Below are 14,285 nucleotides of genomic sequence, written 5' to 3'. Positions count from 1 at the left end.
CATTATATTACATAGGAGAAAAAACCGCAATGTGGGACGATATCCGATTTAATTGTGGGACGTCTGAATGCAATCAGCGCAAAAAATTATCGGACTTAACATCAAGTTAGCGAGGATAAAGAATGGTTACAGCCAAGCTGAATTGGCTGATAAATTAAGCGTCGAACAAAGTTATATAAGCCGTGTAGAGTCTGGGAAGGTGGCGGTTTCATGTGAACGCATATATGAAATCATCCACTTACTAGGTTGCGAAGCGTCCGACATATTTCCTGAATCAAAGGAAGTTGTAACATCTTTTAATAAATGTATGAAATAGCCGCTGCAAGTGATTTTACTTCATTCAGGTAAACATTATAGGCATCCATAGCTTCTCCTTCTGTAGGCACCAATACTATACGTTTTGTGCACCTTCTCATGCTAGACCTATAAGCATGAAAGTTAGGTTATCTCTTTAGTCGTTTCCTGCTTACAATAAGTCATGATTGTGAACAGGTATCTACTAGCTTTGATTAAGAGCCATTAGAGTCAGGATAAGGTGGAACGAACTCTTAACTTATTTAGGTTTTCATAGAAGTAGTTATATGTGGTAAGTGGAGCTTGGCAAATCTATCGCAACGTAGTCGGCCTGCAAAAAATATCACGAAGTAACCAATGCGAAACAGCTACTGTCATGTTATATCTCGTTTCTTCCCCGATTGGCCTCATGCTGCATCAGTTCGTTGCTCAAAAACACTGATAGGTTCCATTTTGGAACCTACCACACCGTTTTACCTTCTTCGACATTGTGCATCCGCTAGTAATAATGTCAATGCGTGACATTGCGTCATTCTGAGAAATTGTGAGTACGTATTAGGTTGCACTGATTATATTACTTATTGTTGTAAATATGGCGATCTGGACAGTGGCTTTTACCTAGGCTTGTCGATGTGATGATTAATACTGCTAAAAAGGAATAAGCAATAAATGCGCACTCCTTTTCAGTGCATCATGAGTTGTTGTATTTCATGCAACAACTCGCTTCAAATTTGCGAACAGTCAGAATAAAACATACTACTCGCATCCCAACGGAGGGAAATAATGCTCGAAGAAGCCGTTTTCTAACAGCCTTTTGTAGTGATGGTACGCAGATAATCCCGATGGCTGCGCTCGAACCGATAGGTGGTGGAAGCATTTCATTAAATCACGTTCATTCACTGAAATCACATGAAAAATATAAGGATGCAACTATTACTGCCATTCATTGCGATAGCCGCCGCCGTTGTCATGGTGCTTCACACCATTTACCTCATTTCGAAAAACCTTAACAAGTCGGTTTTTTCTCGTCGAAAGACCTTCTGTCGAAATACTCACGCAGCTTCACCCATTGTCGCATAATCTTGTAGACTTGGGCACATTATTACTCATGTCGTGTTATGTCGCTAACCTTGTACTCTTTCATTATTTGCCATCTTGTTCTTCGGGCGTAAAAAGCCACCTAGGCTATCATTATGATAAAGTCATAATGAAACTATCATAATGATAAAGTCATAATGAAACTATCATAACGACTAAACTAAATAGTTATTTTAGCTCTCTGTTAGCTTTGCGCTTTGTTAGCAGAGATAAGCGACAGGTGGATATGACTCATTCGAGATAGCTCATTGTGTCATTAACGCAGCAATTTACGATTGTTCGTTGCAATTTTTTTAGTTTTGCCTGTTTTTCCACTTAACCTTAAACGCAAGTTTATCCTTATCAAGCTTTATAAACTCGGAAGACTTAATCAAACTTTGAACATCTTGGTTGTACTTTGAGACTTCATCAATAGAAATAAAAATTTGTTTCTTGAAGCCAGAATATATTTTCATCAAACTCTCAACAGCAGGAACATCAAGATTTTTAAATAGCAAACTGTCATGAATTAAGCAGGGTAGATGAGTTTTTTCTAGAAACGTTAAATCCAATGCAATCATATTGGCAAACCCTTTACCAGTTCCTCGATCATCTCCATGAATGAATTTGTAGTCCGTGCCTTTCAAAGACAATGATGGTGTTATTGCCTTATTGTGATATATGTTTTCAATCCAGTTCTTCATCCCACGGTTCAAGGACTTTTCTATCTCGTCGACTGAGCTTTTTATAGCTTCAGCAATTTCATTTTTTAACTGAAATATTTCTTCTTTAAGTTTACTTGCTCTACTCCAATATTTGTTTTGATTTATCATGTCTCGGTTGGCTCGATCAAGATCAATCAATCTTTCGAGCAAATATACTGATTCCTCTTTTGAGTTTACTATTTTTAACAGTTCTTCATCTATTCTTTCTATATCGAGATCTATAAGAGATATATTTTCCGTTAATAACTTTTTCTCAGCATTTAGATGCTGTTTAAGTATCTTCGTTATTCCTCTATGAAAACTTTCAACCTTTTCTAATCTTTCTGTGTCTATCTCAGGAAAGAAATCTATAACTGCTTTAAAGCTCTTCTTATTTCTTATCTTAGTACCATCTATGTTAGATTCTATTCTATCTAATTTCAAAATAAGAGAATTTCGCTTATCTAGCAGTTTATCTTTTTCCTTTTTCAATGAAAGATTCTTATCATTAATTATAGACTTGATATCAGTGACATTCTTTTTCAAAGAGTCTTTTATAGAATGAATTTCATCCGAAAGCTCGTTAATACTGTTAACATTCTTATTGTATTGTGTTTTTGTTATTTTTATAACTGCACCAGAACCGAATGTGCCTTTTATATCACTCAATCTTTTGGTCTTTTCTGATCTCTTTTCTTCTAAATTTGAAATTCGCCAATACTCTCCATATAATTTAAGCACTCTTTTTCGAATGCTATCCCAACTGTCTTTTTTCACAATATCTAACGGTCTTTTGTCATCGTAGTTATTTCTTTGAGATACTCTAAAAAAGCCACTAACACATTCACGAAATGAAATATCTAACTCATTAGGTAGATATTTTTCTTTGAGGAAAGCAGTGTACTCTTTTATAGTTTTTATCTCTTGAGCTTCAACAAAGTACACCGAGTCGGGTTCTGCGGTATCGCGCAAGAATGAGTATTTTTTATCGAAGTAAAATTCTATGCCTACTTTTAAATCACCAACGTTTTTTATTACATCGTCACATTTAATCGGAAAATCATTTCCCCCAAATGCGAAGTCAATAAGCATAAGAATTGATGACTTACCAATAGAATTTTGAGCATCATCTGCTCCAACGACTGAATTTAAACCCGCATCAAAAGTCAAAGGTGTTTCAACGATCTTTTCACAACTGATAGATTTAAGCACGATATATTACTCCATCTTTAACATCGATCTTCCCTAATATGTAGAGCATATCCAAAGCATCAATGTAACTAGCTATATCTGAATATTTTTTCTTATTGACTTGGTATAGCTCTACAAGCTCAATCGGTGATTGCAATGCATCTAATATTTGACAGGCTTTATATAAACTACTTTCTTCTAAAGATATTGTTTTATTAGGAACTAGCACTCCGAGAAAACCTCACAATTCTGTATAAAATAAGAAACCAATACCTCGGCCTTATCTCTTTCCGTTATGCCTGTGTTTGTCATAAACCAATTGCACAATTTTTCAAAAATTTCTTTTTGATCATAACCTTTCATCAATAGAAGCGTGTAGTAACTTTTAACCTGTGCATAAATAAATGCTGATTTTGCTTTTTCTTGAAGTTCGAGTAGCTTTAGTGCTTCCCGTATAGGGACAAAAAAGCTTACAACGTATTGCTTAACCTTCATTTCATTTATTATTCCAAAAGTATCGTCTGTTTTATCACTTACTTTTAAGGCATCGTGCGATAGTTTGGTCTTTGCAATTGTTTGCTCATCCATCGCACCTATTTTTGACGCGACTAATGATATGTCCTTATGGAGTGTTTGCTTGTCCCAAGTTGCGGCTAGCTCTTTCGCTTTATTTATATTCTTTTTTATAGCGACAAGTTGCCTGTATTCTTCTACAGTTTTTTGTGTATCGTAGACCTTGTGACACTCCTTACACAAAGCGATAAAGTTTGGTTCTGAATCAATATCAACTTCCAAAACTTCTTCATTTTCTAAAATTTTCTTTTCACGCTCAGTTGCATTCAAGGGATATATATGAGCGACATCAAACACCCTAACTGTCTTTCCGCCTTTTTTTATTACCAAATTCCGACTACATAATGGACACGCCCCTTGCACTTCACATAAGAGGCTCATTTTAACCGTGTCGTTTACATTAGCTCTTCTTGCTTTCATATTTATAAAGCCCATGTTCTAGACGAACTTTTAGGTACATACATCAAAATATACAAAATTAGAAATAACACCGATTTTTTCTGATTACCGTCGATAGATGCTTGTTGGTATGGGCTAACTTCAAAAGAAAACTGTTAGGCCAATGTGACTACTAGCTTTATCGAGCACAGTGAATCAAACTCGTTTAATTAAATCTAATCTAAACTTGTCGAGGTTAATCATCTCATGTAAGTCATGTACCGAAACGGCTAGACTAATCTTCGAATCTAACCACAACCTGTGTCCCGTGCCGCTCACTTTCATTAGCAACCTTAACTTTAAAGCTTGATAATGCTTCTTCGGGGCTACTGTTCGAAAAATCAAAACTAAGCTCGTAGCTCGGAACGCGATAATTGTTATCTACAATCCAATAGGCTAAACCTTGGTCAAGCCTTACTAACAATTTACTACCGTCAGAAAAGAAAACTTCTAACCGTCTGTAATGTGGTAAATTCCGTTTTTCTTTGGTATACGCAAATACCTTGATGTCAGAGTAAGCCAACACTTTTTGAATAGCCCGATCGCGGCTTTCAGAGTCTCCAAAATTGTCCCATAGTTTTGCTTTATAATTTGAAGATGAAGGTTCAGCACTATGAATTAATATTTCAGGAGTATCCCAACGGACGGCTACGTCGCGAAGGCCTTCAAGAAGCTCTGACAGTAGCGAAACCATCAAAGGTGTATTCAAATACCTATCGTAATAAGACACTTTTACGATATTTTTTGCTGTATCTGGATTGTCTAATAACTCAAACTGAGCCGGAGCTTTTGATTTGATAAAATCCCAAAACCTGCTTCCGAACCCAGAAACAAACCCATTGATTTCGTGCCTAATTTCAATTTCACAAGCGTTTGAATTAACTGTAGTATTGTGTCTTGTATAGGCGGCAAGATCGACTGCTTGATGAGGTGTAAGCTGCTGTTGATATGTTGCTTTAACTATGGGGGCGCTATTCCCAGTTTCAAAGAACAAGTGACCAGGTACGCCTAAGTTGTCTCCAGGTTGGCGACACCCCCACTTAGTTACAAATCTATCAGATTGTAATTCTATTAAGGTAAAGTCAACATCGTTGCTTTTAACGAGTGAGACGACATGCGATTTAACATAAGAGTTAAGTTGTTCAATAATTTCAGTATCCGCGCTTTCTAACTTTGCCTCATCGACAGCTAATTGAATATCGCAGCCAACTACCGACTGTTCCATTAAGAACTTTCTAAAATCGCGATTCAACAAGTCCCAATCTGCCGTGTCACCTTTCAAAAATATTCGTAATATAGGGTTAGATGACGCGAGAATACCGTCTCCTATAGCAGCCCTCAAAGGCCTAGTCTCTAACTCTGTATTCTCTCCAAATAACTTGTCACTTAAATCCAACTTTAACAAGCTTAACCAATGCTCATTGAAGAATTCTAACGCTGCTTTTCTATCAAGTTCTTTTGCTTTAAATTGCGTGTCATAGCTCAATAAACAATGATGACAAGCACTTTCACAATTCGCTTTGCAATGAAGTTTATTTATTGCTTTTTTTAATAATTCAGGAAGCTTGTCAGACACAGAAGACATAAATCCTGAACCACCTCCGGCTCTATCAAAAAGATAAATAGATTGAGCTTCCATACCATCTACTAAGGATGGTGAGACAGTAATTCCCACTTCCTCTTCTGCAATGCCTAGAAACTCAGTTGCAGCTTGTCTTAAGGCTACCGACGCTGAGAGGGCAATCGTTTTATTATTAACAAAAGTCGAGCAGTTTGGATCTTTTATCTGAAGTTCAAGTACGTCTGTTCGGTCTTCTACGCCAAAACTAATGTTCTTTTTGATTTTCCAGTCATCAAAACTTCCAGGACATATCGAACTATCATTATCCTTTCCCCCCCTGAGTCGCTTATGTCCAAGATCGCTAGAAAATTGGCTAAACTCGTCAAAATTTGAAGGTTCACTTCTTCCGCACTCCAAACAGATAGAGTAGCCTTGAGAAGTATTTCCATCATTAAAATGGAATACATGTCCATTAGATGTAGACCTAAAACGGCCTAAATCTTCGTTGACCAGGTTGACCCATTCACCATTAGCAGTAATCCAAGGCTCTCTCACAGGTAAATATTTAGGTCTTGAAATATCGTTATGAGTGGCCTCATAGATATCAACAGCAAACCCACTCGGTTCTGTAAATGTTTTTATATTTTCACTTTCAATTGGTTTACCGCATACAGAGCACTCTGTTGCTTCTTTTATTAAGTGACTCGAACCACTAGCCCCGCAAGAACTGCACCTCCATGCATACTTAAAGCCTTGAGGTTCTTTTGCTTTATCTTGGTCTGTTGGTACTTTCCAGTTTAGAAGTATCCCACCGGATTTAAAGACTTGCCCGTCAATAACAACTTCAGCTCCAGGCGCGAACTCTCTAATAGCCGAAACCATGTCCCTAGAAGGAAAATCTCTAGCCATCATTTTGTTATCAATACGATGACGATTTAGCTGATCATTTAGTCTATTTTTGTTTTCTTCAGCTATTGTTTGCAGTTGGGACAAGTTTATAGTGTTGAAATTGGCAATATGTGTAGGGAAACCATAACCAGGAAGAAAGCCACTTGTTGCTAGCTCGCTTAACAAATATTCGCACTCGACTCGTGTTATTTGTATATCAACTGCTTTCTCGGCACGTTTGTCACCGCCTATCAATCCTTGTTTTTCTTTGAGTAACCTATCTCGGCCATTTAACCAGTTCTCGCAAATTCTATTGAAATCCTTTCCAGCTCTTAATAACAATTCATCAGCTGACATTCGAGCCAAACAAGTCCCTCTAGTAAGCACTGTTAGCTTCGATATTTGCGATTGTGACCATACTCCTGAACCTCCATTAAGCAAATCTAAAAATTTTTTCGCAGGTGTTAACCCTCTAGACTCCGCGTCACCAAAAAAGGCGATACAATTTAGCTTGGTTAAATCTTGGTCACTCAGTAAGGTATTTAAGAAAAACGCCAAACACAAAGCATTGACATGCCTTTGAACTAATATTTGACTTTGGAAAGTAACTTTGGGAACAAATGTTGGTGTAGTAAAAGGCCACTTTGTATTACTGAAGATTAGGTTACCGTGAGGGTTTTGTTTACACAATGTAAAAGCAACAGCTCGGTTTTCTCCTCTTCGACCCGCTCGACCGGAACGTTGTAGATAGTTAGCAGGATGAGGGGGAGCATTATTCATAGCAACGACTGATATGCCTCCAATATCGACTCCCATCTCCATTGTTGTTGAACAGGATAGAATATTCAATTTGCCTTTCTTAAAATCATCTTCATATTGGCGAAGTCTAGAACCAGAAAGTTGTGCGGAATGCTCTACAGCTCTTATGAATGGTACTTGCTCGACTATTCGATCGTTTAAGTCAGTCCATATTCCAGAGCTTCTTATGACTTCAACATCGGCATTCTCCAGCAGCCATTTTTTCGCTTCGATTAGCTCTTCCTTTCTACTGTTACCTTTACCAAAGGGCGCGTCATAAATAGGGAGTTTAATTGGCTGACACACATACTTTTTTGGATCAGCGTATGAAGGCAAATATGGCGAAATGCCGTCGAGTGTCGTATCTAATACTTTATTGGTAATAGGACATTTCCATGCATTAGTTATCAAAGAAAACTCTACTTGTTTCCTGAGTTCTAGAAAGAAATTGCCGTCTCCAGTTTTAGTGAAAATCCCTACTTTGTCGCTTTTTAATACTTCAAAAGCCTGCTTCAATAAATTGCTGACTAATATCTGGTTAGCTTTAGTTTCAAGATCTATACTCAACCATGCTCTTAGAAGGTTAACCAAAGTAGGCAAACGGTCTGAATGACGGTTATAGGTCGGCCAAACAACTGTCCAGCCTGCTTCTTTGCGTGACAAGCCTAGTTGAGGATTCAACTCTTTTTGTCGAATTTTTTCGCCTAACCAGTTCCGCGTTGACTGAGATACTTCGACGGCAAAATTGCTTCGGACAAAAAAGTCGATACAAATTTTTAAAAAATCTTTCCAGCTATCTAGAGATTTCTTGCCTATCAGCTCAGTTGGTAGTTCATGCACCTTGTTTAACTTGGGATAGTTGAGCTTAACTAGCCCCATAGTTTCTGAATTATTCGCTCTCTTGGGTCGTCTTAGAAACTCTCTTTCAAGTACCATTCTTGAAATTCGCTCTACTCCAACCTCTTGTGTAAAAACTTTAGGAGCTAACCTTTTGTAAACGTCCATCATCCATTTAGATATCGACTTCTCGCCATTAGCTAAACTTCCTTCAAGACTTTGCCAAGGGACGCCAACCATGACATCGCCACTGAACTTTGCTAATTCCTCAAGCTTATCTGTAATCATTCTATCAAAAGTTACCTTCATGCTATCAGGTACAGTTGATTGTGTAGCTCTTAATGCATCAATTTCAGCTTCGATATTTTGTATGTCTTCAGCATTACCTGAAGCGTCAGCTTGTGCTCTCAATAAGTGATGATAAATGAGTGATCTAGCTCTATTCCTTTCTGCATCTTGTTGAAGTTTTGCAGCTATTCGAGCTGTCCCCTGCCTGCTATCAGTAAATGTAATCAAACGACGACCATTAAATGGCCCATGCGCTTCAAGGTCTTTACCTTCCGGAGCATATTCTAATAAGGTCTGCACTGCTGTAGTAATATGAGAGGGTGCCCCCAGCCTTGCTGGTCGAAACAAGTGCTCATTGTTATTAGGAGCATTACAGGAAGGGCAACGTACGGGACTATCAATTGACTGATTTAAGTGAATCGGAATAGCATCTGGTTCATCACTATCAAGCTCACTATTGGTTCTAGACAGTCTATCAATAATCGACTGTTTTCCTGGCACTCCAGATATTACAACCTTGCCGATATCAACTATTGGAGTGTCGTCTAGTTCGGATTCATCATCTTCATTTCGTTCTAGCTCTAAAGAAAAGTCATCTTCAACTTCAAAATCATCTGTAAGCGTCAGCCTTCCATCAGACAGTCTTTTAGCGTGCAAGTGAACATCACTACAGTCATTACAAATTTTCAACTCATAAACTGGTGCTCCGCAGTCACATTTTTCGCGCCTGTCGAAATATACACTCCCAAACTGCCAACGGGGGTCATCTAGCGGCTTTTCTTTGTGTAAACAATTCTTGTCTACACAAGCCCATAAACCAGACATGGTGGTGTGAAATAGGTGGGCTCTAAGTGGTAGAAATGTATCCGTCCGTCCTTTTTTATAATCCCTAGCCGTACCAGAGCATAAATCTAGCCAGTTTAGTGCTTCTTGCTTTTTATCCTTGCCATTCGCTTCACTCGCAAATAAAGTTGAACAAATTTCACTTAAGGTTGCAACTGGTGGTTCACTCTTAACAAATAACTCTCTCAGCTTCAGCGATAACGGGTTTGAACTTAACGCTTCAAATCTTTGCTGTGATAACAAATCCGAACTATCTAATTGAGATATCTCATTATTGGACGAGTTATTAGATTCTACGCGAGGTAAACTTGGAAACTCCCTTTCACCGCCGATTACCACTACTTGCTCTAACGCAACGCCTGCTATATCCGCCAAGAACTTCTGTAATTCATCCTTGCTATCTTTTCCTCCAATCGTGGCTGATGTAGCAACAAAACGAACATTTTTAGGATCTACTTCAAACGTCGATACCACGCGTCTTAATAACAGCGATAATTCAGCGGCCTGTGACCCTAAATAAGTATGCGCTTCATCAAGAATGATCCACTCTAACTTCCCCTTAGACTGTTCAATAATTGGTTTGTCATCTTTACGAACGAGCATGTACTCTAGCATCGTCGCGTTAGTAACAATGATCGGTGGTACATAGGCCCTTAAATCTTTCCTATTATCTACTTCTCTTGGGTATTCTGGATTTTTTCTTAGAGGTAAGTTAGGCGTTTCACCATTGTATAAACTAAATCGGACTTGCTTGTTTAGCCCGTGAGTCCAAGCTCTAAGGCGATCTCTTTGACTATTTATCAACGCGTTTAGCGGATACAAAAACAGTGCTCGGCAGCCTTGAAGTCCACTTCCTTTCTCAGCCTCTTGTTGTAAGCTATTTAACACGGGCACTAAGAAACACTCAGTTTTACCAGAGCCTGTACCGCTGCTTACTAACACAGATTTAGGTTTCTCTGCCGTTAGTGCTTTCCAAGCGTCAACTTGATGAGTGTATGGACTCCACGTAGATGAAAACTTGTAGTCTTTTTTTAAGTCCTTAGGGGGGTTCTCCATTGCTTCGACTAATGAAGGGGCCAGCAAATTGCCAGACAAGTCTTGCATCGTTGCATCAGCTTCTTTCCAACCAAATTTACCTTCAAATACAGGATCGCCTAACAAACAACCTGGTTCTCCAGGAGAGGAGTTAAATTTTTCTTTTAATAAACGAGTTAGAGGCTCATTAGCAATGTTCAATAAACCAATCGTCGAGTTGGCTGAGCGATTCACTAAATCTTTTGTTAAAGAAGAGAAATAATTGTTATCCATTTAAATTTTTTGTCCTAATCCGTAAATGAAGCCAACGGTATAAGCTGCTGTAAACCACTCTTTATCAAACCGAATTACATTGCGCATACTGTGAACATCTAGTGAAGAGCTTATTACTCCAGATCCCTTCTTACTTGCATGGTGAATGCCCAGTAAAACAGGAGTTAAAACGACTGAGGTACGCCATTTAGGTAAGTCACGAACTAAACAACTCAATAGTTGAATTGCTCTAGTATTGTCATTAGGAAGCAACCTATTTGTTAGCTCGTCTGTTAGGCTAGGCCAGCTTTCTTCAGCATTACGTCGAACTAGATCTTGATATTTTGAATCGTCATTTCGTGAGACTAGGGCATTGCAGGCGGTCTTTGCAGCGTCGAGTTCTGAAAAAATTTCAAAGCCTTTGTCTTTCTGACCAAAAATAAAATGCTTTAGTGCTCTTACGGCAATTGTTGATGTAGCCGAAAGGTGCGAGAGAGCGTCTAACCAATTTAAACACTGCGTTACTAGCAATTCATGCCCATTTGGCATAGCACTGAGCGCGTCTGCTAACTGCTTTTGCTTCTGTCCGAATGCTTTTTGCCATGCCTCGGGAGAAATACACTCCCATAAAAATGGCAGTTCTTGTGAAAATTTTTCTACATAGATACTCTTTTCAGAATCGTCAATAAACTTTAAGAATAGTTGTGCCATAGCTAAATCATTTTTTGTAAATCGCTCCCACAAAGCAAAAGTCGTGAGTGGTAGTAAATGAAATTCAGTGATGTAAGCATCAACAATTTTCCAATCTTTATGATTTAGGTCATCAGCGATTTCGGAAATAGCCCTATCAAACATTTGCTGGCGAACATTATAGTCAGACTCAGCTATTGCAGCTCTCAGGGGACTCGATTTAGTAGCATAACATTCTGTAGTGCTATTAGAATGACCCTCAATTATCAAGCGAGGACGTATTTTAGAATTTCTTTTTGGCTCAAAAACCAACCAAGGCCCAGTGTGTTTGGATAGATTAGGTACTAACCATCGATTAGTACAAACACCTTGTACTTTTATCGGAGGCAATTCAAACCCTCTCTCTTCTGGAAAATGGAGTGGCTTGGCTAATAAAATAGGTAAGTCTTTTTCTGACCTACTAATTGAACTGTCTTCAATATCATTAAGATACAAAGAATAACCATTTGATATCTCATCTGATTCTAAAAAACATGAATAGTGCACGATTCTAATGCTAATTACTTTTTCAGTACCAGACCTCACATTTACATCCATGTAAGCGTCTAAATCTTCCGACAGTGCAAATAACTGTTTGACTTCACTTTGAAAGTCAATCAATGGCTTTATCAAATGAAAGCTACCAGTAACTAACTCTCTATCTAATGTTAGCTTTATCGTTATATTAGCTAGCTTTAACAGTTCCAGAGGGTCGTTTGAACGCAAACTAAAGTCAATGTAATAGTCTTGGTGTAAGCTTGGGTCATTGTGTTGTATCTCAAGTTGAACTGTCCTTAACTCTTCCATCGTAATCAATGCGTTATGTTTAAGTTGACCGCCATCACTATCTACAAATCGACCGCCTGAGGTTGGAAATGGCAACTCAACACTAACAGGCTGATTACTGCGTTCAAAATCGAGTAAAACGTTTATTACTCTAGGGTTTTCGCCGTGAGCAGTGACTTTCAAACTATAAACAGAGCCTTCTCTATTAGTTGAATAATCAATTTGAGAACTCGAAATAGAAACAGACCTAAGCTGATTAGAGCAGAAAACGATTTCTCCTTGGTTAAAATAATCAACACAGCTATTGAACGAGATTTTTAAATCTCTCGGTAAAACGATCAGTTTTTTCCGGTACACTAGCTTACCGCCATCAAAAACACCGATATCAACAGCGCCGACAGCTGCTGCCAAATCCCCACGCCAGTTTCCACCTCGAACTCGCCAATAAATCTGAGAGATTGGTACTTCAGAATAAAAACTTTCTCCCACAACTTTAGTGATGTGTGGATTGCCAACTATAACCGCAACACTACTATTTTTTTGATGTAACTTATGCTCAGACCAAATTCGGTAGATAACGTTTGCTGGGGGTGATTCCAATTTGACTTTTATTTGGTATGTTTCGTCAGCGTCTACTCTAAACACAGAAGTATTCGTAATATCACAGACAGTCCTTCCATCTTCTGTACAACCTACATCTTCAAAAGAATCTCCGACCAAATGACCTTCTGCGGGAAGTATCACCCTCAAAATAGCTTCTGATGTACATACATCACCTTGACCTTGGTATTCCCAACTATCGTTTTTAGTTTGCACAAATCCAGTAGGTAGGTCTGGCTCTATTGCTTCACCACCTTTTAACAGGTGTCTTTCCGAAATAGCATTACCTTTACGATAAAAGCACAATTGCCAGTCTTCATGGCTTCCTGCTGATGGCAACGTTTTTATTAGTGGTGAGACTTTGAATTCTTCATTGCGCACAAGAGTAAGTGTTGCTATGGGCAGCTTTTTAGAACCGTTAATCGCTATCAAATCTAATTTATTACCGACTTTTTCTACTTGCCAAAAGTCCTTAAGGTCGGTTTCCGTCACCATACTTGGAAAGTTGATAACGTTTTTTATCGAGTACGAATTCCCTTTATTTTGAAGTCGGCGACATAGGTACACAGGGACATCTGATTTTTTCTTCACTTTCGACGAATGCACAATCAAGCTACTTATTAGAGCATTACCTTCATCCCCTTCCAAAGAAATAGGGAAGTGAGTGCGCCAGGCAGGAAAATTCTTATTTAAGTGTTCAACAGGGTCGTTTATTACGGCTAGATCATAATTTTCTCTTAGACCTATTACTGTTTGAATCACTTCGCCAACTAAGGTTATGAACTCAGCTTTGTGAAAGGCTGTAGCCAACATGTCCTTTCTTTTTTCGGCAAAATAGGGCGGAGTATAACCAGCTTCAGAGTATTGAATTGAGTCTTTCAAAACACCACGCAAATAACGGTCGAAGCCTGTGTTTTGCTTTAGTAACCCTAGCGGAATGCCGCCTTCAAATATAATTGTGCCTAAATACTGCTTTCCCTGAGTATTTTCCAATAGCTCCCTTTTCCATTTCTTTAATCCTTTCGTTACGATACTTCGAATTGTGGAATGAGTGAACTCATCATCTGATAGTTCCAATGACCGAGTAATACTGTCCCAACTCCAAGCACCTCCCTGATAATTTCTGCGCCACCACTCAGATGCATACAGAACAAAAAGAGCGTCCCACCTGGGCAAACGAGCTTCAATATTTTCAATACCAAAGGCCGCACTCATACTTAAGCAATTGGCTAATTGACTGTATTCATCCTGGCTGACTTGATAAGCAAATAAAGGCCGACCATCAGAGAAATCTAACTTACGGGAAGATAAAAACGCATCGAAAAACTTTTGAGGAACTAAAGAATTTAGTCCAGGACTTTTAGGTTTATTTATAACATCCATATTCTGTA

The 14,285-nt window shown here is 38.5% G+C and carries 7 protein-coding genes; 1 reads left to right on the top strand and 6 read right to left on the bottom strand.

All coding sequences use genetic code 11. The annotated features are described in order from the left end of the window. Positions 1 to 67 precede the first annotated feature (67 nt). A complete protein-coding gene (locus AC27KT_RS14655; protein WP_487131138.1) occupies positions 68 to 316 on the top strand; it encodes a helix-turn-helix domain-containing protein in 249 nt (82 codons plus the stop codon). Between the two features lie 911 nt (positions 317 to 1,227). Here AC27KT_RS14655 and AC27KT_RS14650 read toward each other — a convergent pair. The 6 genes from AC27KT_RS14650 to AC27KT_RS14625 all read right to left on the bottom strand — a co-directional run bounded on the left by AC27KT_RS14650 (position 1,228) and on the right by AC27KT_RS14625 (position 14,277). Continuing rightward, positions 1,228 to 1,350, bottom strand: a complete 123-nt coding sequence (locus AC27KT_RS14650) for a hypothetical protein (RefSeq protein WP_487131136.1) — start codon at positions 1,348 to 1,350, stop codon at positions 1,228 to 1,230. Between the two features lie 335 nt (positions 1,351 to 1,685). Next, entirely contained in the window at positions 1,686 to 3,287 is a 1,602-nt protein-coding gene (locus tag AC27KT_RS14645) for a DUF2326 domain-containing protein (RefSeq protein WP_487131134.1), read from the bottom strand. Continuing rightward, positions 3,280 to 3,495 (bottom strand): ABC-three component system middle component 7, encoded by a 216-nt coding sequence (locus AC27KT_RS14640; RefSeq protein WP_487131132.1) that lies wholly within the window; start codon positions 3,493 to 3,495, stop codon positions 3,280 to 3,282. Before AC27KT_RS14640 ends, AC27KT_RS14645 begins: the two co-directional genes overlap by 8 nt. Then, positions 3,489 to 4,259: an ABC-three component system protein gene (locus AC27KT_RS14635; RefSeq protein ID WP_487131130.1), complete on the bottom strand. Its 771-nt coding sequence runs from the start codon at positions 4,257 to 4,259 to the stop codon at positions 3,489 to 3,491. Before AC27KT_RS14635 ends, AC27KT_RS14640 begins: the two co-directional genes overlap by 7 nt. A 253-nt stretch (positions 4,260 to 4,512) precedes the next feature. Beyond that, positions 4,513 to 10,800 (bottom strand): DEAD/DEAH box helicase, encoded by a 6,288-nt coding sequence (locus AC27KT_RS14630; protein WP_487131128.1) that lies wholly within the window; start codon positions 10,798 to 10,800, stop codon positions 4,513 to 4,515. Beyond that, a complete protein-coding gene (locus AC27KT_RS14625) occupies positions 10,801 to 14,277 on the bottom strand; it encodes an STY4851/ECs_5259 family protein (protein ID WP_487131126.1) in 3,477 nt (1,158 codons plus the stop codon). Positions 14,278 to 14,285 lie beyond the last annotated feature (8 nt).

The sequence above is a fragment of the Alteromonas sp. 5NW40-0090 genome (genome assembly GCF_057552975.1).
Note: the sequence above shows the minus strand (reverse complement) of the source record. Positions and strands in the feature narration are given on the sequence as shown.

Bases quoted from the DNA above. Each gene is read 5' to 3' on its own strand.
- AC27KT_RS14655 (WP_487131138.1), top strand. From the start codon at position 68: ATGCAATCAGCGCAAAAAATTATCGGACTTAACATCAAGTTAGCGAGG.
- AC27KT_RS14635 (WP_487131130.1), bottom strand. From the start codon at position 4,259: ATGAAAGCAAGAAGAGCTAATGTAAACGACACGGTTAAAATGAGCCTC.
- AC27KT_RS14630 (WP_487131128.1), bottom strand. From the start codon at position 10,800: ATGGATAACAATTATTTCTCTTCTTTAACAAAAGATTTAGTGAATCGC.
- AC27KT_RS14625 (WP_487131126.1), bottom strand. From the start codon at position 14,277: ATGGATGTTATAAATAAACCTAAAAGTCCTGGACTAAATTCTTTAGTT.